16 protein-coding genes are annotated in these 24,892 nt (G+C 72.1%); 10 read left to right on the top strand and 6 right to left on the bottom strand.

The genetic code is table 11. The features are described 5' to 3' along the window. Positions 1-84: 84 nt before the first annotated feature. The 4 genes from Pma05_RS01785 to Pma05_RS01770 all read left to right on the top strand — a co-directional run bounded on the left by Pma05_RS01785 (position 85) and on the right by Pma05_RS01770 (position 3,315). On the top strand, positions 85-924 hold the full coding sequence (locus Pma05_RS01785) for a carbohydrate ABC transporter permease (RefSeq protein ID WP_203855442.1): 840 nt from the start codon (positions 85-87) through the stop codon (positions 922-924). A 7-nt stretch (positions 925-931) separates the two neighbouring features. After that, on the top strand, positions 932-2,140 hold the full coding sequence (locus Pma05_RS01780) for an ABC transporter ATP-binding protein (protein WP_203855441.1): 1,209 nt from the start codon (positions 932-934) through the stop codon (positions 2,138-2,140). A gap of 94 nt (positions 2,141-2,234) precedes the next feature. Then, positions 2,235-2,381 (top strand): hypothetical protein, encoded by a 147-nt coding sequence (locus Pma05_RS01775; protein ID WP_203855440.1) that lies wholly within the window; start codon positions 2,235-2,237, stop codon positions 2,379-2,381. A gap of 73 nt (positions 2,382-2,454) precedes the next feature. Beyond that, the gene (locus Pma05_RS01770; RefSeq protein WP_203855439.1) at positions 2,455-3,315 is read left to right on the top strand and encodes a DMT family transporter; all 861 of its coding nucleotides are present in this window, start codon (positions 2,455-2,457) and stop codon (positions 3,313-3,315) included. Here Pma05_RS01770 and Pma05_RS01765 read toward each other — a convergent pair. After that, a complete protein-coding gene (locus tag Pma05_RS01765; protein ID WP_203855438.1) occupies positions 3,300-3,974 on the bottom strand; it encodes a GNAT family N-acetyltransferase in 675 nt (224 codons plus the stop codon). The two genes, Pma05_RS01770 and Pma05_RS01765, sit on opposite strands and share 16 nt — an antisense overlap. Before the next feature lie 94 nt (positions 3,975-4,068). Here Pma05_RS01765 and Pma05_RS01760 point away from each other — a divergent pair, with 94 nt between their 5' ends. Further along, entirely contained in the window at positions 4,069-5,181 is a 1,113-nt protein-coding gene (locus tag Pma05_RS01760; protein ID WP_203855437.1) for a TetR/AcrR family transcriptional regulator C-terminal domain-containing protein, read from the top strand. A gap of 99 nt (positions 5,182-5,280) precedes the next feature. On the opposite strand, the gene Pma05_RS01755 is transcribed toward Pma05_RS01760, so the two are convergent. Then, positions 5,281-6,549, bottom strand: a complete 1,269-nt coding sequence (locus Pma05_RS01755) for a sensor histidine kinase (protein WP_239311505.1) — start codon at positions 6,547-6,549, stop codon at positions 5,281-5,283. Positions 6,550-6,868: 319 nt separating this feature from the next. Then, positions 6,869-9,055: an anthranilate synthase family protein gene (locus Pma05_RS01750; protein ID WP_203855436.1), complete on the bottom strand. Its 2,187-nt coding sequence runs from the start codon at positions 9,053-9,055 to the stop codon at positions 6,869-6,871. Between the two features lie 318 nt (positions 9,056-9,373). Between Pma05_RS01750 and Pma05_RS01745 the strand changes: the two genes are divergently transcribed. The 3 genes from Pma05_RS01745 to Pma05_RS01735 all read left to right on the top strand — a co-directional run bounded on the left by Pma05_RS01745 (position 9,374) and on the right by Pma05_RS01735 (position 13,877). Continuing rightward, a complete protein-coding gene (locus tag Pma05_RS01745) occupies positions 9,374-10,786 on the top strand; it encodes an FGGY family carbohydrate kinase (RefSeq protein WP_203855435.1) in 1,413 nt (470 codons plus the stop codon). Positions 10,787-11,001: 215 nt separating this feature from the next. Continuing rightward, the gene (locus tag Pma05_RS01740; protein WP_239311503.1) at positions 11,002-13,458 is read left to right on the top strand and encodes a sensor histidine kinase; all 2,457 of its coding nucleotides are present in this window, start codon (positions 11,002-11,004) and stop codon (positions 13,456-13,458) included. Continuing rightward, positions 13,455-13,877: a roadblock/LC7 domain-containing protein gene (locus tag Pma05_RS01735; RefSeq protein WP_203855433.1), complete on the top strand. Its 423-nt coding sequence runs from the start codon at positions 13,455-13,457 to the stop codon at positions 13,875-13,877. The genes Pma05_RS01740 and Pma05_RS01735 overlap by 4 nt, the downstream gene beginning before the upstream one ends. 42 nt (positions 13,878-13,919) lie before the next feature. Here the strand turns inward: Pma05_RS01735 and Pma05_RS01730 are convergent, their stop codons facing one another. Continuing rightward, positions 13,920-14,948 (bottom strand): phosphotransferase family protein, encoded by a 1,029-nt coding sequence (locus Pma05_RS01730; RefSeq protein ID WP_203855432.1) that lies wholly within the window; start codon positions 14,946-14,948, stop codon positions 13,920-13,922. 144 nt (positions 14,949-15,092) lie between these two features. Continuing rightward, complete coding sequence (locus Pma05_RS01725) at positions 15,093-16,589, bottom strand: GH1 family beta-glucosidase (RefSeq protein WP_239311501.1); 1,497 nt, start codon at positions 16,587-16,589, stop codon at positions 15,093-15,095. A 1,161-nt stretch (positions 16,590-17,750) separates the two neighbouring features. On the opposite strand from Pma05_RS01725, the gene Pma05_RS01720 reads away from it, so the two are divergent. Both Pma05_RS01720 and Pma05_RS01715 read left to right on the top strand, forming a co-directional pair. After that, entirely contained in the window at positions 17,751-20,660 is a 2,910-nt protein-coding gene (locus tag Pma05_RS01720) for a glycoside hydrolase family 48 protein (protein WP_203855431.1), read from the top strand. 431 nt (positions 20,661-21,091) lie between these two features. Then, a complete protein-coding gene (locus Pma05_RS01715; RefSeq protein ID WP_372441413.1) occupies positions 21,092-21,997 on the top strand; it encodes a phosphatase PAP2 family protein in 906 nt (301 codons plus the stop codon). Positions 21,998-22,013: 16 nt separating this feature from the next. Here Pma05_RS01715 and Pma05_RS43355 read toward each other — a convergent pair whose 3' ends face one another. Next, positions 22,014-24,758 (bottom strand): ATP-binding protein, encoded by a 2,745-nt coding sequence (locus tag Pma05_RS43355; protein WP_203855430.1) that lies wholly within the window; start codon positions 24,756-24,758, stop codon positions 22,014-22,016. Positions 24,759-24,892: the final 134 nt, after the last annotated feature.

Here is a 24,892-nt window from a genome sequence, read left to right as displayed (position 1 = left end):
CAGTCGCGAACGAAAGAAGGCTCTGGTGAGCGCGAGGAATGCAGCGAAGCGGAGTACCGCAGTCGCGAACGAAAGGAGACTCTGATGGCCGCCAGTGACACCACCGTCGCGGCGAAGTGGCGGTGGGGACTGCTGGACGTCGTGGTGGTGGTCTTCGCGCTGGTCCCGGTGCTCTGGATCGCGTCGCTGTCGTTCAAGACCACCGGCACGCTCACCGACGGCAACTTCGTCCCCCGGGAGTGGACCCTCGACAACTACCGCACGATCTTCTCCACCAACCAGTTCGTCCGGGCCCTGGGTAACTCGATCGGGATCGCCCTGATCGCCACCGCCGTCGCGGTGGTGCTCGGCACCATGGCCGCGTACGCGGTGGCCCGGCTGGACTTTCCGGGGAAGAAGGCGCTGGTCGGCGTCTCCCTGCTGATCGCGATGTTTCCGCAGGTCTCGCTCGTCTCGCCGCTGTTCGAGATCGAGCGGTCGCTCGGGCTCTTCGACACCTGGCCGGGGCTGATCCTGCCGTACATCACCTTCTCGCTGCCGCTGGCCATCTACACGCTGTCGGCGTTCTTCAAGCAGATCCCGTGGGACCTGGAGAAGGCCGCCAAGATGGACGGCGCCACCTCCGGGCAGGCGTTCCGCCGGGTGATCGCCCCGCTGGCCGCGCCCGGGGTCTTCACCACCGCGATCCTGGTCTTCATCTTCTGCTGGAACGACTTCCTCTTCGCGATCTCGCTGACCTCCACCGAGCGGTCCCGCACGGTACCGGTGGCGCTGTCGTTCTTCACCGGGGAGTCGCAGTTCGAGGACCCGACCGGGGCGATCTGTGCCGCCGCCGTGGTGATCACGATTCCGATCATTCTGTTCGTGCTGTTCTTCCAGCGTCGCATCGTGTCGGGCCTGACGTCCGGCGCCGTCAAGGGGTGAGGTCGCAGTGGCTGACATCGTGCTGGACAAGGTGAGCAAGAGTTTCCCGGACGGGACGGTCGCGGTCCGGGACGTCGACCTGGAGATCGCCGACGGCGAGTTCGTGATCCTGGTCGGCCCGTCGGGCTGCGGGAAGTCGACCACTCTCAACATGATCGCCGGACTGGAGGACATCAGCTCCGGCGAGCTGCGCATCGACGGGGAACGGGTCAATGACAGGGCGCCCCGGGACCGGGACATCGCGATGGTCTTCCAGTCGTACGCCCTCTATCCGAACATGACCGTGCGGGAGAACATGGCGTTCCCGCTCCGGCTCGCCAAGCTGGACAGGGCGACCATCGAGCAGAAGGTGGCCGAGGCGGCCAAGGTGCTGGAGCTGACCCCGCTGCTGGACCGCAAGCCGGCGAACCTCTCCGGTGGGCAGCGCCAGCGGGTGGCGATGGGGCGGGCGATCGTACGCAGCCCGAAGGCGTTCCTGATGGACGAGCCGCTCTCCAACCTGGACGCGAAGTTGCGGGTGCAGATGCGTACCGTGGTGTCCCGGTTGCAGAAGCAGCTCGGCACCACGACGGTGTACGTCACGCACGACCAGACCGAGGCGATGACCCTCGGCGACCGGGTGGTGATCATGCGGGGCGGTGCGGTGCAGCAGATCGGCCCGCCCCAGGAGCTGTACGACCACCCGGCGAACCTCTTCGTCGCCGGGTTCATCGGCTCGCCGTCGATGAACTTCCTGCACGCCGCCGTCGAGGAGGAGAGGCTGCGGACGGCGGTCGGCGACGTACCCCTCGGCGACCGGCTCCGGCGCGAGCTGGCGGCCGAGGACGCTCCCCGGGAGCTGATCCTCGGCATCCGTCCCGAGCATTTCGAGGACGCCGGGCTGGTCGACGAGCAGACCCGGGGGCGGGGGACGGAGTTCGAGGCGCCGGTCGAGATCGTCGAGTCGATGGGCTCCGACAAGTACGTCTATCTGACCGTCTCCGGTGAGCGGGCCAGCGCGGCGGAGCTGGAGGAACTCGCCGCCGACGTGGGGGCCGACGGGTTCGGCGGCGGTGCGGCGAACCTGGTGACCCGGCTGTCGGCGGAGTCCACCGTCGCGGAGGGGGAGAATCGGCGGCTCTGGTTCAACCTGGAGAAGATCCACCTGTTCGACCCGTCGAACGGCCGCAACCTCACCCTGCACGAGGGGCGGGCCGCCGGAGCGCTCGCCTCCTGACCCGGGAGGCGGACCGCGGCTACCGGCCCGCCGCCGCGCCGGCCGAGGCGGGGCGGGTGGCCAATGCCCGGTACTCGGCGTGACGGTACTCGGCGTGACGGTGCTCGGTCTGACGGTGCTCGGTGTGACGGTGCTCGGACGGGCCGGGAAGCTCTCCCGGTCGGTCCGGGCACCGTCGCCGTTCCGGCTCGAACGGTACGGGCGAGGAGGCTGGACCACCGGCCCCCGGATCCGTCCGTGAGCGGCGATCTCAACACGTAGCGTAGTTGTGTGGGTACGAAGCATGGGCCGCCCTCCGGAGCCGGGACCGCCGCGTGATCGCGGCGGTCGCGCTGGCGCTCGGCTCGGCCGTCTGCTTCGCCTTCGGGGCCGCCCTGCAACAGCGCGCCGCGCGACGGGAACCGCAGCACGGTACGGCCGATCCACGGTTGTTCATCCGGCTGCTGCGCCGGAAGAGCTGGCTGCTCGCCAAGATCCCCGACTTCACCGGTACGGCCCTACAGGCGCTCGCCCTCCGGTTCGGGCCGCTGACCCTGATCCAGCCGCTGCTGATCAGCGGGATGTTCCTGGCGATCCCGCTGGAGGCGGCCCTCGACCACCGGAGGCCGCATCCCCGGGACGTCACCGCGGTCGCCGCCTGTGTCTTCGGGCTCGCCGCCTTCCTCGGCGCGGCCCGGCCCCGGGCGGGGGTGGCCCAGCCGTCCCTGATGGGCTGGCTCGGAGTAGCGCTGATCGGCGGCACCCTGGTCGGGATCTGCCTGCTCCTCGCCCACCGGGCCACCGGGGCCGCCCGGGGAACGCTGCTCGGGATCGCCAGCGGGCTGCTCTACGCCGCCACCGCGTCGCTGCTGAAGTCCGTCGCCGACCGGGTCAGCGTCGACCCGCTCTCGACGCTGACCGACTGGCACCTGTACGTGCTGGCCCTGGTCGGGTTCACCTCGGTGGCGCTGAACCAGAACGCCTTCCAGAACGGTCCGCTGGCCGCGCCGCTCACCTCGATCACCCTGGTCGACCCGGTGTCCAGCATCGTCATCGGGGTGACGGTGTTCCACGAGACGCTGTCGTTCGGCGGGCTACGGCTCCTGATCGAGGTGCCCGCCATCCTCGCCATGGGCTTCGGGATCTGGCTGGCCAGTACCCGGTCCACCGGCCGGGAAGGCTACGAGGGCGGCTGAGCAGGACCGGGGACGGGCCGGGGATCCCGCCACATCGGCTGGAGTGCCGGGCCGTCATCCGGCAATCGGATGGGTTCGCCCTGGGCTCGGAAGCCGTACCGCTCGTAGAGTGCGCGGTTGCGTGGGGTGCTCGCCTCCAGATAGCAGCCGATCCCGTCGGCGTCGACCCGGACGAGCTGGTGCCGCAGCATGGCGCCGCCGAGCCCTCGGCCGCGCAGCGCGGGCAGCACCGCCATCTGCTGGAGATACCAGTGCGGTTCCCGGTCGGGGTGGCGGGCCGCGATCAGCTCGCCGACCAGGGCCATCCGGGGCGCGTACGGGCCGTAGGTCCGGGCGACGAAGGCGGCCTGCTGGTCGTCCCGGGCCTGGTCGGCGATGGCCGGTGACCCGGCCCGGCCGGCGTCACGGAACTCCCACACCGACAGGCCACCGATCTCGGCCGGGTCGTCGCCGGCCAGCAGGATCTCGCCGGCCTCCAGCACTCCGCCGACCCAGTCCGCCGCGAACTCGACCCACGCCTGCACACACGCCCAGCGGGCGCTCTCGTCCGGCACCACCCAGCTGAACACCGCCTCGTCCCACCCGGCCCGGCCCACCGTTTTGGCGATCGCTCGAGCGTCGTCCAGCTCGGCTCGGCGTACTGTCGTCGTCTTGGTCATATCGTCACCTCGTCACGCTCGTGATTGGGTGGGTACAGTGTACGCGAGTGTGCGTACTGTGTAGCGACGGGTGGGGCGGGAGTGGATGGAACGCGTGGGTGACGATGCCGGGGCCGGCGCGGGGCTGAGCCTGGACCGCATCGTGCGGGTGGCGGTCGAGCTGGCCGACGCGTACGGCCTGGCGACTCTCTCGATGCGGCGGGTCGCCACCGCCCTGGACGCCGGGGCGATGTCGCTCTACCGGTACGTGCCGGGCAAGGCCGAACTGGTCGACCTGATGGTGGAGTCCGTCTTCGGCGAGATCGACTATCCGGAGCCGGGCCCCGCTGGCTGGCGGGCCAGGATCGAGCTCGCCGCCCGCCGGGAGCGGGCGATGTACCAGCGGCATCCGTGGGTGCTTCCGATCGTCGCCGGCACCTGGCGGCCTCCGCTCGGGCCGAACGTGCTGGCCAGCGTGGAATGGGTGCTGGGCGCCATCGACGACTTCGGGCTCGACCCGGCGACGATGCTCCAGGTCTACCTCACGGTCAGCGACTACGTGCAGGGCGCCGCCCGGTACGTGCAGACCGAGGCCGAGGACGAGCGGCGGAGCGGGGTGAGCACCGAGCAGTGGTGGGCGACCGAGAGCGCCACACTGACCCGGCTGCTCGGCACCGGGCGGCATCCACTGCTGTCCCGGCTGATCGGGCAGGCCGGCGCCGCCCCGGCGACCGTACGCCAGGACTTCGAGTTCGGCCTGGCCCGGGTGCTCGACGGCATCGCCGTCTTCCTGGCCGACGAGCCTGTCCCGTCCGTCCCGTCCGTCCCGATCGACGCGCCCGACGGGCGCCCGACGGGTCGGGAAACCAGGTTTGAAAAAGTAACCACTGAAAACGTAACCGCTTTGCTCGACCGGCGGCTCCCGGCCGCCACCTCGGCGGCGCTGGAAGTGCTCGGCCGGCGCTGGACCCTCGACCTGCTGCACGTGCTCGGCCACGGCGAGGCACGGTTCCGTGATCTCGCCGAGGCCCTGCCCGGCCTCTCCCGACGGGTGCTCACCGAGCGGCTGCGCGAGCTCGCCGACGAAGGGCTGCTGCGCCGCCAGGTGGACTCCGGCCCACCCACCCGGATCAGCTACGCCCTCACCGAGCGCGGCGTTGGACTGCGCGGCGTGCTGACCGGCCTCGACGCCTGGGCTCGGCAGGACGACCGCGTCGGCGGTCCCTGACCCGGGCAGCGACGCCCTCGTGGACCCCGCACGCCTCGCTGGCGGGGTAGGAATCCGCGTGGGCGTGGTCGGGCCCGGGTGGCGGCGATGCTGGTCGGATCAGACGGGCAACTCGACCCGTACCGTGGTGCCGGCTCCGCCGGAGCTGCCGGCGCCGACGGTGAGTATTCCGGACACCTGCGCCACCCGGGCCCGCATCGCGGTCAGCCCGTAACCGCCGGCGGCCGGATCGGTGCCGGAGGTCGCGGCCTCCCCACCGCCGGCCAGGCCACGGCCGTCGTCGGTCACCGCCAGCACCACCCGGTCCGACTGGAACGCGAGCCGCACCGACGCGGTCCCGGCCCCGGCGTGCTTACGGACGTTGGTCAGCGACTCCTGGGCGGCCCGCAGCAGCACCACCTCGGTCGCCGTGGCCAGCGGGACGGGGTTGCCCACACACCGGAAGTCGGCGGGGACGCCGGTCTCGGCGGTGAACCGGGCGACCAGCCGGGCGAGCGCGTCGGTCAGGGACGAGCCGGTCAGCGCCGCCGGGGTCAGGGCCGCGATCAACTCGCGGGTCTCGGCGAGGTTCTCCCGGGCGGTACGCGCGGCGAGCGCCAGGTGCCGGTGTGCCCGCTCCGGATCAGCGTCGACGTCGTCGTCGGCCGCCTGCACCAGCAGCACGACGCTGGTCAGGCCCTGTGCGATGGTGTCGTGGATCTCGCCGGCCAGCCGTTGCCGCTCGGCCAGGATGCCGGCCTCGTGCGACAGTCGGGCCACCTCGGAGCGGGACCGGTCCAGCTCGCGGATCAGCCGGGCCCGCTCCTGGCTCTGCGCGACCACCCGCCTGCTCCAGGTGCCCAGCGCCGCGGAGAGCACCACGACCAGGGCCGCGATCGGTAGCGGGCCCGTCGCCACCTGCCCGGGTTCGACGCCCCTGGCCAGCAGCACCACGAGGTGCACCGAGTTGAACGCGACCACCGCGATCGTGGCCGGCACCGGGGCGGCCACCATGTACGCCTGCGGGCAGAGCGCGAACAGTACGAACGACGCCGAGCCGTCGAGCAGTACGGCCGGTGTGTAGAGCGCCAGTGCACCGGCGAGATAGCCGTACCCGCGCCAGTCCTCGATCTCGTCGCGCATCAGGCGACGGCCGAAGCCGACGTACCAGCCGGCCAGCGCGGCCAGCGGCAGCAGGACCGCGAGCCGCCACGGCAGCGGATCGGTGCCCTGCACCATCAGGAAACCCGCGACCCCGAGCGTGACCAGCCCGAAGTAGACGTCCCAGAACCGGAAACGGACGGCCCAGCCGTCCGGCTCGGAGCGACCGTCAAGCACGGTTTCCGGGGCACCGCCGGTCGGCCGGGTCGACAAGGCGTGGCCGGACATCGCAGCAGACCTCCAACGCACCGGACCCGGGGAGGGCGGTGCACCGGGGGTCGGCGGCCCCGTCCCGAGCCGATCCGCCCCATGGTCCCACGCCGATCCACCTGGGCGGCGCACGCGGACCGGCGGCCCCGACCAGCAGCGCACGCGAACGGGTGACGCACGGGGACCGGTGGCGCATGCGAACGGGCGACACACGCGGACCGGTGGCGCGCGAACGGGCGGCGCATGCGAACGGGGGCGCGCGGGGGGCGGTGGCGCACGCGGACCGGCGGCCCGGGCGAGGGCTCTCAACCCGCCCGGACCACCGGCTTGCGAATGCCTACCCGGGATACCGGGAAGTATGCGCCCCGGACGGGTCCCGCCCCACGCCCGGCGGCAGCGCCGTCCCCGCCGCCGGTGAGCGGGAGACCCCGGTGGTCGGGGCCGAGCCGGCCGGGGCCGGCAGCAGCCAGCCGACCACCTCGGTCAGTACCGCCATCCCGTCCCGGCTCAGTACCGACTCGGGATGGAACTGCACCCCGGCGTACGTCGGTCCGCGCAGCGCGTGCACCGCACCGTCGACCAGGTCCCGGGCCAGCCGCACCGGCCCGTACGCCGTGTCCAGCCCGTCGGCGTCGGCCAGCGCGGTGTAGCTGGAGTAGAAGCCGACCCGCGCGACGGTGTCGAAGATCGTGACGTCCCGGCACAGCCCCTGGTAGGGCGCGGTGCGCCGGTGCAGGGTCAGGCCGAGCCGGGCGGCAAGCATCTGGTGGCCGAGGCAGACGCCGAGGGTCGGTGACCCGGTGTCGAGCAGCCGGTTGACCATGCCGCGCAGCGCGACCATCTTCGGGTCGGTCGGGTGCCCCGGGTCACCCGGCCCGGGGCCCAGCACCGTCAGGTCGGCGGTGGCCGGGTCGAACCCGCCGGGCTCGGCGACCTCGGTCCAGGGGCGTACCGCCACGGTCAGACCGAGCGCCCGCAACTGGTGCGCGAGCATGCCGGTGAAGGTGTCCTCCGCGTCGACCACCACCACCCGCCGGCCGGCGAACTCCGGTCGGGTCGTGGCGCCCGGCGTCCGCTGCTCCAGCCAGAACGGGGCGAGCCTGGTGTTGCGGGCGGCCAGCGCCGCCCGTACCGCCGGGTCGTCGGCGAGCCGGACCTCCGCGGCCGGCGCGGGTTCGACGGCCGGCTCCGGCCCGACGCCGACTACGCCGGGGACCGCCGCGTCACCGCCCGCCTCGTCGGCGCCAGCGGAGCCAGCGGAGTCGGCGGGGCCGGCAGAGCCAGCGGAGTCGGCGGGGCCGGCGAGCCGGTGGCCGGGACCCGTCACCCCGACGACCCCGGACCGGGGTGGTGCCGGCTCCGGTCGCAACCCCAGCGCGGTCAGCACCCCGGCCGCCTTGGCGTGCGTCTCGGCCACCTCGGCGGCGGCGGTGGAGTGTCGCACCAGGGTCGCGCCGACCGGCACCCGTAGCTCTCCGGCCGGCGAGATCTCGGCGGTACGGATCAGGATCGGCGCGTCCAGGGTCTGCCGGCCGGCCTCGTCGAAACCGAGCAGCGCCAGTACGCCCGCGTAGTAGCCCCGGCCGCGCCGCTCGTGCCGGGCGATCACCCGGCAGGCGTTCTCCATCGGACTGCCGGTGACGGTCGGCGCGAACATCGTCTCCCGGAGCACCTCCCGGACGTCCAGCGAGCCGCGCCCGGCGAGCAGGTACTCGGTGTGCGTCAGGTGCGCCATCTCCTTCAGGTACGGCCCGATCACCTGGCCGCCCTGCTCGGCCACGGTCGCCATCATCTTCAGTTCCTCGTCGAGCACCATGTACAGCTCGTCGATCTCCTTCGGATCGGCGAGGAACCGCAGCAGTTCCGCCCGGTCCGCCGACCGCCCCGGGTGGCGCAGCGTGCCGCTGATCGGGTTCATCATGACCAGGCCGTCCTCGACGCTGACGTGCCGTTCCGGCGAGGCGCCGACCAGGATCCGGCCGCCGGTGTGCACCAGGAAGGTCCAGTAGGCGCCACGCTCGCCGGTGAGCAGCCGGCGCAGCGCGGCCAGCGCCGCCGGCAGCGGGGGACCGGCCAGGGTGCCGAGGTAGGAGCGGTGGATCACGAAGTTCGCCCCCTCGCCCCGGCCGATCTCGTCGCGCAGTACCCGACCGACGATCTCCGCGTACTCCGGGTCGGCGATGTCGAAGCCGGCGTCGCGGACCGGTACCGGCACCTCGGGCAGGGCCGCCAGCGCGTCGGCCAGCGGGACCCGCTCGGGCTCGTCGAGTACCAGGCACTCCAGCGGGGCGCCGTCGTCGACACAGGCGAAGCCGCGCTCGGTGACCTGCCGGTACGGCACCACCGCGAGGGTGCGCGCCCCGGCCGGCCCGGCCGGCAGGGGGATGTCGGCGAGCCTGGCGACGGTCTGCGGTACGCCGGTGAAGACCTCCAGGCTGGTGGCGCCGTCCCGGCGCAGCAGGACGAACGGGCCGGGGTCGGCGCCGCTCGCGATGGTGCGGAGCAGGTGGTTCAGCAGGGTCATCGGTCGTCCCTCACAGCCGGGGGCCGTCCCGAGCGGTGGCCGGAGAGGCGTGGGGGGAACCCTGGCGGCCGCCGCGTGGGGCGGCCGCGTGGAAGATTGCTACGCGCGGAGGTCGGCCGCCGGGATGGCGGGCCACCAGGAGTTGAGTCGCGCGAGCACGGGCCGAGTCTAGGGCAGCACCGCTCCCGCCGGCACCCCTTCGGCACCACTGTCCACCAGGTGGGCGATCCGGGGCGGGTCGGGGCGGGTCGGGCACGTCCGGCCGGTACCGCCCGACCTTGCCCTCGTCGGCAGCGGCGAACGGTACGGTTTTCGTCGATGAGGATTCTCGCTCTCGACCTGGGTACGTCGTCGGTGCGCGGCCTGGTGCTGGACGCCGCCGCCCGGCCGCTGCCCGGCGCGCTGGCCCGGCGACCCGCCGAGGTCATGATCGGGGACGACGGCGGGGCCACCCTGGACGGGCCGGCCTACCTCGCCGCCCTCATCGAGTGCCTCGACGAACTGGCCGGGGCGGACCACCTCGACGGCGTCGAACTCGTGGTCGCCTCGGCGCAGTGGCACTCGGTGGTGCCGCTGGACGCCGCCAACGAGCCGCTCGGCCCGGTGCTGACCTGGTTGGACACCCGTCCCCGCGCACCGGCCGGGGTGACCGGGCCGGTGGATCCGGACGACTACCACCGGCGTACCGGCACCTGGTGGCACCGGTTCTACTGGTCGGTCCGGCTGCCCTGGCTGCGGGAGCAGTGCGGCAACGACACGATCCACTTCGCCGGCCTGATCGAGTACGTCTTCGGCACGCTCCTCGACGAGGCGGTCATGTCGATCTCGCAGGCATCCGGCACGGGCATGCTCGACCTGCGCACCCTGGACTGGGACCCGGAGGCGTGCGAGCTGGCCGGGGTACGCCCGGGTGAGCTGCCGACGCTGGCTCCCCGGGCCTGGCACGGCCGGCTCCGGACCGAGTACGCCCGGCGCTGGCCGGAGCTCCGGGCCGCCCGGTGGGCGCCGCCCAGCGGCGACGGTGCCGCCTCCAACGTGGGCTCCGGCTGCTACGACAGCCGGCGGGCGGCGGTCACCGTCGGTACCTCGGCGGCGGTCCGGCTGGTCCAGCCGGCCTCGGCGGGCGCCGAGCTGCCGCCGTTGCCGGAGGAGTTGTGGCGCTACCGGGTGGACCACGAGCACGTGGTGACCGGTACCGCCTTCTCCGGCGGCGGAAACCTCTACGCCTGGGCCCGCCGGGAGATGAAGCTGCCCGAGGGGCCGGAACTCGACCTGGCCCTGGCCCGGGTGCCGCCCGGCGACGGCGTACCGGCCGATCCCCGGCTGGGCGGCGACCGTCCACCCGGGCTTGCCCCGGCCGGCTCCGGCGCGCTGTCCGGGCTCGGGCTCAGCACCACCGCGGTGGACATCCTCGCCGGACTGATGGAGGCGCTCTCCCGCCAGGTGACGGTGGGGGTCGCGGCGATCGAGTCCACACTGGGCAAGTCGGTGCAGGTCGTGCTCGGTGGCGGAGCCGTCGCCGCGTCCGGGTGGTGGCGGCGCTCCTTCTCGGTCGCGTTGGCCCCGCGCGAGGTGCACCACGTCCGAAATCCGGAGATCGGTGCGGTCGGCGCGGCCCTGGTGGCGATCGGTCGGCTCGACGGCGCGTCCGGACTTGAGCGCATCGTCCGGACGGACGAGGACGAGTCGGCGACAGCGACAAGATCTGATCACCCGCAGTATCCTTCGTGAGCTGTTCCGCCCCCCTGATCATTGACAGCAGGTCCGGGCCTGATTTGAAATAGCTCCGCTCCTTGGCGCGCCCCGCATCGAGGACGGTAGGAGGCATGGTGGCTATTGCCCCGGACCCGTCACATGGCGCCGTCTCGCGTCACCGCCGGCGCCGTCTCGACGTCCGGGTGGTACCCCATCGCCGCAGGTCTCCGTTCCGGTTGCGGGACTGGCGGATGCGTACCAAGCTGGGCGCCGTCCTCGTGGTCCCGTCGGTGGCGTTCCTGGTGCTCGCCGGGGCCCAGACCAGTGCCCTGGTCAGCCAGTCCGACCTGCTCGACGAGTTCGCCGACCAGGTGACGGTCGGCCGCGAGATCACGGCGCTGGTGCACGAGTTGCAGCGCGAGCGGGACCAGACCGCGGGCGAGCTGGCGGCCCTGAACACCGGATCGGCGCCGCCGGTCGAGCCCGGTCGGCCGCTGCCGGCGCTGGAGTCGGTCTACCCGGTCGCCGACCGCGCGGTCGACCGGTTCCGGACGGCGGCGGCACCGCTGGCCCGGGGCGAGGCTTCGTGGCGGATCTCCTACGACCGCGTCGACGACGCACTCGACCGGCTGCCGGAGATCCGGGCCTCGGTGCCGGCGGCCGGCCTGAACCCCGACCCGGTGCTGGCCGAGTACGACCGGGCCATCGAGGTACTGCTGGTGCTGCTGGCCGAGCCGTCGCCCGGTACGGACCGGGCCGAGCTGACCGACGCGGTGCTGCGGTACGTCGAGTTCGCCCAGGTCAAGGAGATCAATTCGCGGATCCGGGGGCAGCTCTACGCCGCCGCCCGTGCCGGCCGGTACGACCAGAACGACGTGGTCAAGCTGACCGACCTGCGGGCACAGCAGCTCACCGGCCTCGCCGGCTTCCGGCTCTCGGCCACCGACCAGCAGATCGAGCGGTACGACCAGGTCTCCACCGATCCGAACTTCGTGGCGGCGGTACGACTGGAGGAGACCACCTTCTCCACCGGTGGCCGGACCGCCGCGGTGCTCGAACCCAGCCGCTGGTGGACGATCAGCCAACAGCGCCAGGAGCTGCTCCGGCAGGTCGAGGCGGGTGCGGTCGACGACGCGGTGACGCTGGCGGACTCCCGCAGCGCCGAGCAGTTGCGCCGGACCCTGCTCACCGCGGGCGGCGTGCTGGGCGTACTGCTGGCCGCCCTGTTCACCTCGATCGCGATCGGCCGCTCCGTCGCCCGCTCGCTGCGGATGCTGCGGAGTCAGGCGTTGCGGGTGGCCCAGGTCGAGCTGCCGGAGACCCTGGAACGGCTGCGTTCGGTCGACCCGGGCAGCTCCGAGTTCGACGTGCCGCCGGCCGACGTCCGGTCGATGGACGAGATCGGCGAGGTGGCCGAGGCGTTCGTGGCGGTGCACCGCAGCGCGGTGACGGTGGCGGTGGAGCAGGCGGTGATGCGTCGCCGCGTCAACGCCATGTTCGTCAACCTGGCCCGACGCAGCCAGGTGCTGGTCGAGCGGCAGTTGGAGCTGCTGGACGAGCTGGAGCAGGACGAGAGCGATCCGGACCAGCTCGACAACCTGTTCAAGCTGGACCATCTCGCCGCCCGCATGCGCCGGAACGACGACAGCCTGCTGGTGCTCGCCGGCACCGAGTCCACCCGGCGGTGGAACCGCCCGGTGCTGCTCCCCACGGTGCTGCTCGCCGCGGTCGCCGAGATCGAGCAGTACCAGCGGATCCGGCCCAGCGTCACCGAAGAGCTGTACGTCGTCGGGCACGCCGTCGCCGACCTGGTGCACCTGCTCGCCGAGCTGCTGGAGAACGCGTCGTCGTTCTCCCGTCCGGACACGGTGGTCCAGGTCAACGCCGCCGGGCAGCCGGACGGCAGCGTCCTGGTGGAGATCGTCGACCAGGGTCTGGGCATGAGCCCGACCGCGTTGGAACGGGCCAACCAGGTGCTCGCGGTACCACCCGACGCGGACGTCGCCGCGTCGGAGCGGATGGGTCTGTTCGTGGTCAGCCACCTGGCCGCCCGGCAGGGTGTCCGGGTGCGGTTGCGGACCACCGGGCAGGGTGGCCTGGCGGCAGCGGTCCGGCTGCCGGCGAACCTGCTCGCCCCGGCTCCGACGGCGGATCCGACGGATGGCCCGGGACGGCGGATGCTCGCGATCGTCGCGGGTGCGGTCTCCGGCGCGAACGGTACGCATCCGTCGGCCGGCCGGCCGGACGCGGCCGGGGGCGGCGCCGACGGTGGCCAGCTCCGCCGGACGGGCCGCCGGGAGACACCGACCCGGGCCGAGGACGTGCTCGGGATGGCCGCCGGTACCGGGTCCGCGCCGGCCAGCACCTGGTGGTCCCGGCAGGGCCGGGGGAGCGCGGCGACGCCGACCGTTGCCGCGGACGCGCCGACCGGAGCGCTGGCCACCGGGAACGCCCCACCGGCGGTGCCGGTGACCGGCGGGACCAACGCCAACGGGCTGCCGATCCGGGTACCGATGGCCCAGTTGCGGGTCAAGGCCGAGGAGCCGGCCCCGCCCAGGCCGCCGGTCCAGCGTGAGGCGCCGGATCCGGAGCGGGTGGGCGGGATGCTGTCCCGGTACTACGGTGGTCTGCGGCGGGCCGAGGCGGAAGACACGATGGTGATACCCATGGCGCCGGCCGGCGCGCGCATCGAAGAGGAGAAGTATTGAGCACGCTCAGTCAAGAGGCACGGGATCTGAACTGGCTGGTGAGCGGGTTCACGGAGCGGGTACCCGGGGTGGCGCACGCCATCGTCGTCTCCGCCGACGGACTGCTGGTGGCGGTCTCCGAGCACCTGCCCCGGGACCACGCCGACAAGCTCGCCGCGGTCACCTCCGGGTTGTCCAGCATCACCACCGGGGCCGCGGAGATGTTCGACGGCGACATCGTCAAGCAGACGGTGGTCGAGATGGGACGGGGTTACTTCCTGGTCATGCAGATCCGGGACGGTTCGATCCTGGCCACCCTCGCCGGCAACGACGCCGACATCGGCGTGGTGGGTTACGAGATGGCGAAGCTGGCCAAGGCGGCCGGTGAGATGCTGACTCCGGCGCTGCGGGCCGAGCTCCAGCAGGCACTGCCCCGCTGACCGGTCGCGTCCGGTCGGCGGGGGCGGCGGTGTGGCGTCGTCTCATGCCTGCCGGGCCTGGCCCAGCCGGCCCAGTTGCGTGTCGAGCTGCCCGGCGAGCCACCGTTCGTACTCGACCCGTTCCGGGCCGTCCCACCCCCGGGTGGCGCCTTCGACGCACATGACGAGATAGAGATAGATCGTGTAGAGGGTGAGCCGGCGGCGGGCCGCCGTGGTCAGTTCGAGGCTGCCGTGTCCGGCCGAGGCGTAGCCGGCGAGGATCTCCGGTTCGTCGTCGAGTTCGCGGAAGAGCGTCATCGAGACCAGTTCGGCCAGCGGGTCGCCGAAGAAGGCCCGTTCGCCGTCGATCAGGCCGGTCACCCGGACCGGGCCGGCAGGATCGGCGGCGACGAAGATGTTGCCGTCCCAGAGGTCGAAGTGGACCAGGGCGGGTCGGCGTACCTCGTCGAGGGCGTCGGCGTGCCGGCGCAGCAGGTCCCCGATCCGGTCCGGCGGGGTGGGTAGCGCGCTGCCCAGCCGGAGGGCGTCGGCGAGGATGTCGTCGACCATCGCCCCGAAGGCGCCCCGCCAGGACGGCTGCCAACTGCGGCTGCCGCGCAGCGGATAGCCGTACGCCGGGCCGGTGACGGTGTGCAGCCGGGCCGCGTGCGCGGCGATCTCACCGCGTACGGTGGCGAGCTGTGCCGGGGTCAGCTCGTCCCGGGTACGGTTCAGGTCCGTTCCGGCGATCCGACTGAGGAAGGCGAAGTCGGTGCCGATCAGGTCCCGGTTGAAGTCGGCGTGGACGACCTCGGGCACCACGGTCACCACCCGGGCGGCCCGGCGGTAGAAGTCGACCTCGGTACGCATCAGGTCGACCTCGTGGCTGAGCAGCTTCAGCTCGGGTGGCGGGGCGACCTTGAGTACCAGCTCGGTGCTCTCGCCGAGGGTGACGGCGTAGGCGGCGTTGTAGGTGCCGCCGGTCAGTTCCCGCCAGTCGGTGATCGCGGTCCGGTCACCGAAGCCGCGCCGGACCAGCGACCGGAGTTCGGCCTCGGTGACGTGCCTCCTGGTCGAGCTCTGGTTCTCCATGCAACCCCTCGGCGGTACGGTCGGGCGGCGTGGCTGCCCGAGTGGACCTCGTCGACCTGGATCGCGCGGTACCCCGCACCCGCGGTCCGGGTGGACCGCGAGGGGGTTGACGAAGGTTCCGGCGCTGGCCGGTACGGCTCGGTGTCAGACGCTGTTGTCGGCGATCACCCGTCGGTACCAGTGCGCGCTGCGCTTGGGGATCCGGCGTTGGGTGGGGAAGTCAATATAGATCAATCCCCATCGCTGCTCATAGCCCTCGTTCCACTCGAAGTTGTCCATCAGCGACCAGACGTGGTAGCTCTCCAGCGGCACGCCGTCGGAGATGGCCCGGTGTGCCGCCGCCATGTGGTCGCGGAGGAAGGCGATCCGACCGATGTCGTCCACCGTGCCGTCCCCGGCGAGCCGGTCCGGGGTGGGCAGGCCGTTCTCGGTGACGGTGAGCGGCACGTCGCCGTAGTCCCGGGTCACCCGGGTCAGGATGTCGTACATCCCGTCGGGGAAGATCTGCTGCCAGCTCGCCTCCGAGGTCGGCCACTTGCGGACCGTACCGCCGTCGCCGGTGACGTAGATCGGCGTGTAGTACTGCACGGCGAGCAGGTCCACCGGGGACGAGATGATCGCCAGGTCGCCGTCCCGGATGCCCCGGACCATCCGGCTCTCCGGACCCAGGTCGGCCAGTACGTCGGCCGGGTAGGCGCCCTTGAAGATGGAGTCCAGGTAGAGCCGGTTCTCGTAGCCGTCGTAGAGCTGGGTCGCCTCGGCCGCCCCGGGCGCGTCGTCGGCCGGGTAGCAGGGGTGCAGGTTCAGCGCGGGGCCGATCCGGCTGGCGCTGCCGGTGGCGCGCAGCGCGCGTACCGCCAGGCCGTGCGCGAGTTGCAGGTGGTGCGCGACCAGGTAGGCGGCGTCCGGCTCGCGCAGGCCGGGGGCGTGGTGGCCCTGGAGGTAGCCGTTCTGCACCACCGTCTTGGGCTCGTTGATGGTCAGCCAGACCGGCACGCTCGGGCCGAGCGCCTCGAAGATCGCCTCGGCGTAGTCGGCGAAGCGGTAGGCGACGTCCCGGGACTCCCAGCCGCCGATGTCCTGGAGCGACTGCGGCAGGTCCCAGTGGAAGAGCGTGGCCATCGGGGCGATGCCCCGGTCGTGCAGGCCGTCGACCAGGCGCCGGTAGAAGTCGAGTCCGCGCTGGTTGGGCGCGCCGGTACCGTCGGCCTGGATCCGTGGCCAGGAGATGGAGAACCGGTACGTCGCCAGCCCGAGATCCTTCATCAGGTCCAGGTCCTCGACGTACCGGTGGTAGTGGTCGGCGGCGACGTCGCCGGTGTCCCCGCCCCGGACCCGTCCCGGGGTGTGGCTGAACGTGTCCCAGACGGACTCGCCCCGCCCGTCGTCCTTGGCTGCCCCCTCGATCTGGTACGCAGAGGTGGCCGCGCCCCACCCGAAGCCGTCCGGAAAGCGGAGTCCGAGCCGCGCGTCCGGCGCCGTACGTCGCGCGTCGTCGGCCTCGGGGTCGGCGTCGCAGCCGGCCAGCGTCGCGCCGGCGACGGCTGCTGCCGCCGTGCTCGTCGACAGGCGGCCGGCCGGCACGGCACTGGCGGACAACGCGGCGCGGCGCAGCAGATGCCGCCGAGTCAGTACGGACATGCTGTCTCCTCGTGAGTGGGGCCCTCCGCGCGACGCCCGGGAGCGCTCCCATGCAAGAGCGTAGCGATCTACCGGGCGATTGCGTATGGGTTGTTCGGATGGCAATGGCGGGTCTGGGCCTCGTCCATTGCCCGTCCCCACTGAACCTTTTTCAACCTGAACCGCGCGGCGCTCAGGTGCCGCGTCCGACCTTGTGGTCCCTCGAAGCGCAAGGGGAGGTTGAGAAAGGTTCACTGTGCACCATGACCACGGCGACCGTTCGTCGCGTCGCGACGAGGTCGGTCGCCGTTCGAGGTGCCGATGACGCAGCCGATCGACGGTTCGGCGTCGAGGCGCTGTACCGATGACCGATTTTCCCGTCGTTGGCGGGGGGTTAGTGTGGGGACGGGGAGGGCAACCCCCGTCCCCAGCGTGAGTTACAAACACGCACGAGCGGAATTGGCGTCCAGGTCGTGCGTGCCGCGCGGGAGCCGGGCCACGCGAGTGGCTCTGGTTCCACCTCCTTCCGACGGTGGTGAGCTGGCTGACGGCGGAGTCCGGGCTGGCCCGCCCTCAGCCCTGTGGCTGAGCGGTCGGCGGCTACGTAACAATTCCGTAGCTCGCCCAACGGGGAGCGATCGACCCGGCGGACCGGATCCTCGCAGCACCCGTGGTGGTGCGATCCAAGCTACTTACATCCTCATCAATGGAAGCGCTCCCATCGACGTTGGTTGGACTGTAGCCCGCGTCACGGGTTTGTGAAAGACCCAAAATAAGATCGAAACATCGGGCCAACGTCGACGAAACTCCGTTGTGCTCCGCTCGATCGACTCTATGTGCAGGTCAGCGGGCTTCTCTGGCCGTCCGCAGTGGAGCCGGGGATCGACTCCCCTTGCTGCGGGAGCGCTCCCATGCCACACTGTCGAACTATCGCGGTCGGGAGCCATAGCTGACGCGATCGTGGGCCGCCAGGGCATCCGAGTCTCTCGGTACGGCGCCCCCGCACAGCTCGGAGCCGCCACGTCCGGCGTCTCCTCCGGCGTCCGCCGACCCCGGTCCGGGACGGGTTGACCACCACCATTCCGGCGCCTGCCCACCCACGCGCACCGCCCCCGCACCACGCGCAGGAGGCGCCCCAGCCGCGGCAGCACCGCGGCCCGGTCCGCGAGGAGAAGTCACGACATGAAGTTGAGGTTAGGAAGACGCCGACTGGCGATGGCCGCCGCCGGCATATTGGTGGTCGGAGGTGTTGCCGTCGTCCCCGGCACCGCCTACGCGGCCCCCGGCTGCGACGTCACCTACACCGCCAACAGCTGGGGCTCCGGATTCAGCGCGTCCATCACCATCCGGAACGTCGGCGACCCGTTGACCAGTTGGAACCTCGGGTTCACCTTCCCGGGCAACCAGCGGATCACCCAGGGCTGGTCGGCGAACTGGACCCAGTCCGGCGCGAACGTGACCGCGACCAACGTGGCCTGGAACGGCAACCTCGCCACCGGCGCCTCGACCAGCATCGGGTTCAACGGCTCCTACTCGGGGACCAACGCCAACCCGACCGCGTTCACCATCAACGGCAACCCCTGCAACGGCGCCCAGAACACCGCGCCGACCGTCGACATCACCAGCCCGGCCAACGGCGCGACCTTCACCGCACCGGCCAACGTCACCGTCTCGGCCACCGCGACCGACGCCGAGGGGCCGGTCCAGCGTGTCGAGTTCTACCGCAACGGCCTGCTGGTCGGCACCGACACCAGCGCGCCGTACAGCTACACCAACAGCGCGCTGCCGGCCGGGCAGTACACCGCGCAGGCCCGGGCGTACGACAGTGCCGGGCTGAGCGGCGTCGACGAGGTCTCCTTCACCGTCGGCGGCACGACCCAGCCGAGCGTGGTGGTACCGGCGACGCTCACCATCGCCGAGGGCGCCAGTGCCCCGCTGAACGTCAGGCTCAGCGCCGCGCCGACCAGCAACGTCACCGTCAACCTGAGCAAGACCGGCGACGCGGACGTGACGCTCGGCGCCAGCACGGCGACGATCACCCCGCAGAACTGGAACACCGGCGTCAACGTCCAGGTCAACGCCGCGCAGGACGCCGACGCCACCAACGACACGGCGACGATCACCGCCAGCGCCAGCGGGCGTACCCCCGGGACCACCCAGGTGACCGTCACCGACGACGAGGGCGGCGGACCGGCCGGCGAGTACGGCGAGGAGTTCCTGGAGCTCTACAACAAGATCAAGGCGCCGGCGAACGGCTACTTCAGCCCCGAGGGCGTGCCGTACCACTCCGTGGAGACGCTACTCGTCGAGGCCCCGGACCACGGTCACGAGACCACCTCCGAGGCGTTCAGCTACTGGCTCTTCCTGGAGGCCATGTACGGCCGGACCACCGGCAACTGGAGCCCGTTCAACAACGCCTGGCAGATCATGGACCGGTACATCATCCCGTCCGAGACCCAGTCGAACTACAACGCCAGCGACCCGGCGGACTACGCGCCCGAGGCGAACCGGCCGGACCTCTACCCGCAGCAGGGCGGCAAGCTCGACGCGAACGTCCGGGTGGGTCAGGACCCGCTCGCCGCCGAACTCCAGTCCACCTACAACAGTGGCCGGATGTACGGCATGCACTGGCTGCTCGACGTGGACAACGTCTACGGCTACGGCCGCTGCGGCGACGGCACCACCAAGCCGGCGTACATCAACACCTACCAGCGCGGCCCGCAGGAGTCGGTCTTCGAGACCGTTCCGCACCCCTCCTGCGAGACCTTCGCCGACGGTGGCCCGAACGGCTACCTGCCGCTCTTCATCGGTGACTCCTCCTACGCCCAGCAGTGGCGCTACACCAACGCTCCCGACGCCGACGCGCGGGCCGTCCAGGCCGCGTACTGGGCGCTGAAGTGGGCCAAGGAGCAGGGTGCCGAGGGGCAGATCTCGGCCACCATCGCCAACGCCGCCAAGATGGGTGACTACCTGCGCTACGCGATGTACGACAAGTACTTCAAGCAGCCCGGGTGCGCCTCGACGTCCTGCGCGGCCGGTACCGGCAAGAACAGCTCCGCCTACCTGCTCTCCTGGTACTACGCCTGGGGCGGCTCGCAGGGTGGCAGCAGTAGCTGGTCGTGGCGGATCGGCTCCAGCCACAACCACGGCGGCTACCAGAACCCGTTCGCCGCGTACGCCCTCTCCACGGTCTCCGAGCTGACCCCGCGGTCGCCGACCGCGCGGACCGACTGGGCCACCAGCCTCACCCGGCAGATCGACTTCTACACCTGGCTCCAGTCGGCCGACGGTGCCATCGCCGGTGGCGCGACCAACAGCTGGAACGGCGACTACAGCGCCCGCCCGGCCGGCGTGCCGACCTTCTACGGCATGACGTACGACGTCAAGCCGGTCTACCACGACCCGCCGTCGAACCAGTGGTTCGGCTTCCAGGCGTGGAGCATGGAGCGGGTCGCGGAGTACTACCACGAGAGTGGTGACGCCCGGGCCAAGGCGCTGCTCGACAAGTGGGTCAACTGGGCGCTCGCCAACACCACGGTGAACGGTGCGAACTACCAGATCCCGTCGACGCTGAGCTGGAGCGGCCAGCCGGGTGGCAACTGGACCGCCGGCACCACCTCGGTGAACAACAGCAACCTGCGGGTCTCGGTGGTCGACCACACCCAGGACGTCGGCGTCGCGGGTGCCTACGCCCGTACGCTGATCTACTACGGTGCCAAGGCCAACCACACGGCGGCCAAGACGACGGCCAAGGCGCTGCTCGACGCCGTCCTCCAGCACAAGGACAGCAAGGGCGTCTCGGTGCCGGAGACCAAGGCGGACTACAACCGCTTCGACGACGCCTACAACGCCAGCACCGGCCAGGGTCTCTACATCCCGCCCGGCTTCAGCGGCACCATGCCGAACGGTGACCCGATCAACTCCAACTCCACCTTCCTGAGCATCCGCTCGTTCCTCCAGGACGACCCGGACTGGGGCAAGGTGCAGTCGTACCTGAACGGCGGCCCGGTGCCGACGTTCAACTACCACCGCTTCTGGGCGCAGATCGACGTGGCGATGGCGCTGCACGACTACGACCGGCTGATCGGCTGATCCCGGTCACCAGACGGGCCTGATTCCCACGGTCAGGCCAACCGTGGCGGGCCCGGCCGGATTGGCCAACGCAGCGATCCGGCCGGCCCGCCACTCCCGTTCCACCCAGGACGCACCGCGGCGTCCAGCAGCGCCCTCCGGGCGGGTGGCACCAGCCGGTGTCGCCCGCCCGACCTCGTGTCCGGGCCCCGGACCGACGTCTTCCGGCAGGGCCGTCATGGCGAAGATTTTCGGGTCGCGCCCCGGCAAAGGCACTGAGTTTCCACTCAGCCTGGGGTGCCCAGTACGGCGAGGTCGGAGTATCCTGGCCTCAGTGGGAGGGGCCGCTTCCCCCGTGGCGGCCCCTCCCGCTTCTTGTCTTCCCACCCCTTTCCGCCCGTCGAGCGGTGCGGTGTCGGCTATGCCGGGGAGCGTCCGATACGGTGTCCGGCGTGCGTGGCCGAAGCGGCATCCTGACAGCGTCCTGGCTGGTCCTGTTGACCGCACTCCAGATACTCGCGTTCGTCGTGGTCTGGCGGTTCGCCGTCGGCACCGAACACGGCCAGGTGCTGGACACGATCGCGCTGACCGGCATCTCGATCGGGCAGCACCGGATCGAGGGCGTCGTCGGCGGCGTGCTGAACGCGGTCTCCCTGCTCTCGCTGCTGGTCGCCACCGGGGTCATCGGCTTCATCGCGCTGATCCGGGTCCGGATCACCCTGGCGGTGGTGACCGTCCTGCTGATCGTCGGCGCCAACCTCAGCACCCAGGCGCTGAAGTACGTCATCGAGCGGCCCGACTTCGCCGTCGACGAGGCCCGGGCTGCGGCCGGCAACAGCCTGCCCAGTGGACACACCGCGGTCGCCGCGTCGGTGGCGATCGCGCTGGTCATGGTGCTGCCGCCCCGGGTCCGCGGCTGGGGCGCGCTGATCGGCGCCGGGTACGCCGCCGCGGCCGGTGTCGCCACCCTGTCGGCCGGCTGGCACCGGCCCAGCGACGCGGTGGCGGCGCTGCTGGTGGTCGGCGCCTGGGCCTCGGCGGCCAGCCTGGTGCTGCTGCTGACCCAGCGGGAGACCGCGCAGGTCGCCGCCGCCGACGGCAACCGGCAGGCGACCGCGGTACTCGCCGTCGTCGGCCTGGCCCTGCTGCTGGTCGCCGCGATCGCCCTCGGCTGGACCGACGGCATACGGTCGACGCCGATCTCCGAGTTCGACCGACGCCAGCTCCTGATCGCGTACGGCGGCGGCGCGGCGGGGATCGCCGGCACCGCCGCCCTGGTGACGGCCCTGGTACTGGTCGCCCTGCACCGGGTGGTGCCCCGATATACCGGCCGAGGCGTCACCGGACCGGCCGACTAGGAATCAGGAGTTCTCCTCAACCTCGTTCAGCCGGGACCTCGACACCGAGGGCGGCGAGTTCCCGCCGCCCTTCGGCGGCCCGGTCCGGCAACAGCAGGAGCGTGGATGCGCGTTCGAACCGGGCGCCGATCCGCTCCCACCCCGCCACCGCGGCGGTGAGGGCGGCGCCGTCCCCGTAATGGCGGCCCCGGGCGCGGGCGGTGCAGGCGGCGGCCCAGGCGCTTTCGTGTCGCTCGGCGGCCGACAGCAGGTCCGGCGCGTCGGGAAGCCCGGCGACGACGGCCAGTTCGGCGCCGACCGCCCGGGAGTAGGGCGGAGACCAGCTTCGGATGCCGTTGAACGCCAGACTGACGAGCGCGGCGGCGTCCCCGACCCGCCCCGCGTGTACGGCGAGCCGCGCGTCGACCATCGTCACGAAGGTGGAGTGCGCGGGTAGCTCCCCGATCACCTCGATCGCGCGGGAACGCCACAGCGCGTACCCCTCGTCGTCGCCGCGCAGCCCGTGGACGAGGGCGACGGCGGCCATCGGCGGCGACATGGTGCCGGTGCGCGGCCGGCCGGCCCGCTGCCAACCGTCCCACGCCGTACCCGCCATTCGCAGCGCCTCGTCGAAGCGCCCGCTGAGCACCAGTGGGGTGATCAGGAGGGCGGCCGAGTGGTAGGAACTGCCGGCGAGGTCGTCGTCCATGGTCCGCTGCCCGATCGACAGGGCGGCCGGCAGGTCGCCGACGCCGAGGGCGGCCAGGTGGGCCATCCGGTAGGTGTCGACGATCTCCGGGGCGGCGTTCGGGTCGTGCCGGGGCATCGCGGGCAGCAGGGCCAGCCGTTCGTCCGTCACCCGGCGCACCTCCGCGCCGCGCCCCGCCACGACACCGGCAGTGGCCACCGCGTCCAGAGCCGCGCTGATCAGCACCGGATCGCCGGTGGCCCGGGCGGCTGCCGCAGCGGCCTCGGCGAGCGCCGGGTCCGCCTCGTACCTGTCGGAGGTGGCGGCCCACGCCGCTGCCTCGGCGAGGCGGGCCGCCACCACGGCGTCGCTCGACCCGCCAGCCACGGACGCCGCCTCGTCGAGGAGGTCCCGCAGGCGCTCGTACGGAACCTCCGTGGCGAACCCGGCCGGATGCCTCCGGGCGGTGGTGACCGCCTGCGCCAGCGCGATGGCGGTGGCCCCGTGGTTCCCGGCCGTACGGGCCCGCTCCGCGGCGGCGAGCAGCAGGTCGAAGGGCCGCTGACCGTCGTCGCCGACGGCATGGGAAACGGCGGCGGCGGCGTACAGGTCCGCCGCGGCCTCGCCCGGAGCGGGGGCCCGCTCGGCGGCGGCCCGGTAGTGGCCGAGCGATTCCATCAGGAACCGCCGCGCGTAGGCGAGGTGGGCCAGTGTCCGGGCCAGCCGGTGCGGCAGCGCGGCCGGGCCTGCGGGAGCGGCGGCGAGGGCGGCTCTCAGGTCGTCGGCGACCGCGTCGAACTCCTCGTACCACTCGTCGCCGTCCAGTCTCGTCTCCAGCTCGGTGGCGACGTCCGCCGCCCAGCGCAGGTGCCGGTCCTGGATCTCCGGCCGCTCGCCCGACGCGTCCAACTGTTCAGCGGCGAACGCGCGTACCGTCTGTAGCAGCCGCCACCGGGCCACGCCCTCCCGACGGTGCACGGTGACCAGGCTCTTCTCCGCCAGCCTGCCAAGCACGTCGGCAACCGCACCACGAGTGCTCTCGGCGGGGCTCGTCGCGGCGACGGCGTCGAGGTCGAACGCCCCGGCGAAGGCGGCGAGCCGCCGGAACAGTGCCCGTTCCTCGTCATCGAGCAGGTCGTGGCTCCAGCCGATGACCGCGCGCAGCGAGTGGTGCCGCTCGTCCACACCCCTGCCGCCGGTCACCAGCCGTAGGTGGTCGTCGAGCGCGGCCAGCAACCCGTTCTCGCCCAGGGTGGCGCTGCGGGCCGCAGCCAGCTCGATCGCCAGCGGCATGCCGTCCAGCCGCGTGCACAGCTTGGCGACCACCACCGGGTCCGCCGCGAACCCGGGGTCCGCGGCGGTGGCGCGGTCGACGAAGAGTCGCTCGGCGTCGGACTCCAGCGGCAGCGGGCCGAGCGGTACGGCACGCTCGCCCGGTACGCCGAGTCGTTCCCTGCTGGTGGCGAGGATGCGGGTACCAGGGCAGCCGGTCAGCACCCGCTCCGCGAACCGCGCCACCACGTCGATCACGTGCTCGCAGTTGTCCAGCACCAGCAGCGATCGGCCCTCTCCGAGCCGCTCCACCACGGCGTCCTCCAGCGACTGCTGGGGGCGCTCGCTGACGCCGAGCGCGGCGGCAACCGCCTGCGCGACGTACCCGCCGCGGGCCGGGACGAGATCGACGAACGCGCCGCCGGAGGGGAAGGATGGCCCCGCCGCCTCGGCGATCCGGCCCGCCAGCCGCGTCTTTCCCACCCCGCCCGGTCCCACCACGGTCACGAGCCGCGCGCCACGCAGCGCCTCCATCAGGTGCTCGTGTTCGGCGCTCCTGCCGACGAAGGTGGTGAGCGCTGGTTGCAGGCCGGCCAGCCGCCCTGGCACCGGCGCCCCTGCCTGCGCCTGTACGGCGATCTCGGCGAGCGCCCTCCGATCGGCGACACCGTACTTGCGCAGCAGCGCGGAGACGTGGCTCTCCACGGTCCGTACGGAGAGGTGGAGCCGGCCGGCGATGTCGGCGTTGGACAGGCGCGCGCCGAGCATGACGAGTACCTCGATCTCTCGCTTCGACGCTCCGGCGGGATACGCGACGGTCATCGCACCATCATGCCTGACCACGGGATCATGTATTGGTGGCCCATTGGGTGGTGGAATACGTGGTCGCCACGGATGCCCGTGCCGTCCCCGTGCCGGAGGCTCTATCTCAGGTCACCGAAGCATCCGGGAGGTAC

Source organism: Plantactinospora mayteni, from assembly GCF_016862935.1.
Taxonomy (GTDB): Bacteria; Actinomycetota; Actinomycetes; order Mycobacteriales; family Micromonosporaceae; genus Plantactinospora; species Plantactinospora mayteni.
Note: the sequence above shows the minus strand (reverse complement) of the source record. Positions and strands in the feature narration are given on the sequence as shown.

Bases quoted from the DNA above. Each gene is read 5' to 3' on its own strand.
- Pma05_RS01720 (WP_203855431.1), top strand. From the start codon at position 17,751: ATGAAGTTGAGGTTAGGAAGACGCCGACTGGCGATGGCCGCCGCCGGC.
- Pma05_RS43355 (WP_203855430.1), bottom strand. From the start codon at position 24,758: ATGACCGTCGCGTATCCCGCCGGAGCGTCGAAGCGAGAGATCGAGGTA.
- Pma05_RS01740 (WP_239311503.1), top strand. From the start codon at position 11,002: ATGCGTACCAAGCTGGGCGCCGTCCTCGTGGTCCCGTCGGTGGCGTTC.
- Pma05_RS01725 (WP_239311501.1), bottom strand. From the start codon at position 16,589: ATGTCCGTACTGACTCGGCGGCATCTGCTGCGCCGCGCCGCGTTGTCC.
- Pma05_RS01745 (WP_203855435.1), top strand. From the start codon at position 9,374: ATGAGGATTCTCGCTCTCGACCTGGGTACGTCGTCGGTGCGCGGCCTG.
- Pma05_RS01785 (WP_203855442.1), top strand. From the start codon at position 85: ATGGCCGCCAGTGACACCACCGTCGCGGCGAAGTGGCGGTGGGGACTG.
- Pma05_RS01750 (WP_203855436.1), bottom strand. From the start codon at position 9,055: ATGACCCTGCTGAACCACCTGCTCCGCACCATCGCGAGCGGCGCCGAC.
- Pma05_RS01755 (WP_239311505.1), bottom strand. From the start codon at position 6,549: ATGTCCGGCCACGCCTTGTCGACCCGGCCGACCGGCGGTGCCCCGGAA.
- Pma05_RS01765 (WP_203855438.1), bottom strand. From the start codon at position 3,974: ATGACCAAGACGACGACAGTACGCCGAGCCGAGCTGGACGACGCTCGA.
- Pma05_RS01730 (WP_203855432.1), bottom strand. From the start codon at position 14,948: ATGGAGAACCAGAGCTCGACCAGGAGGCACGTCACCGAGGCCGAACTC.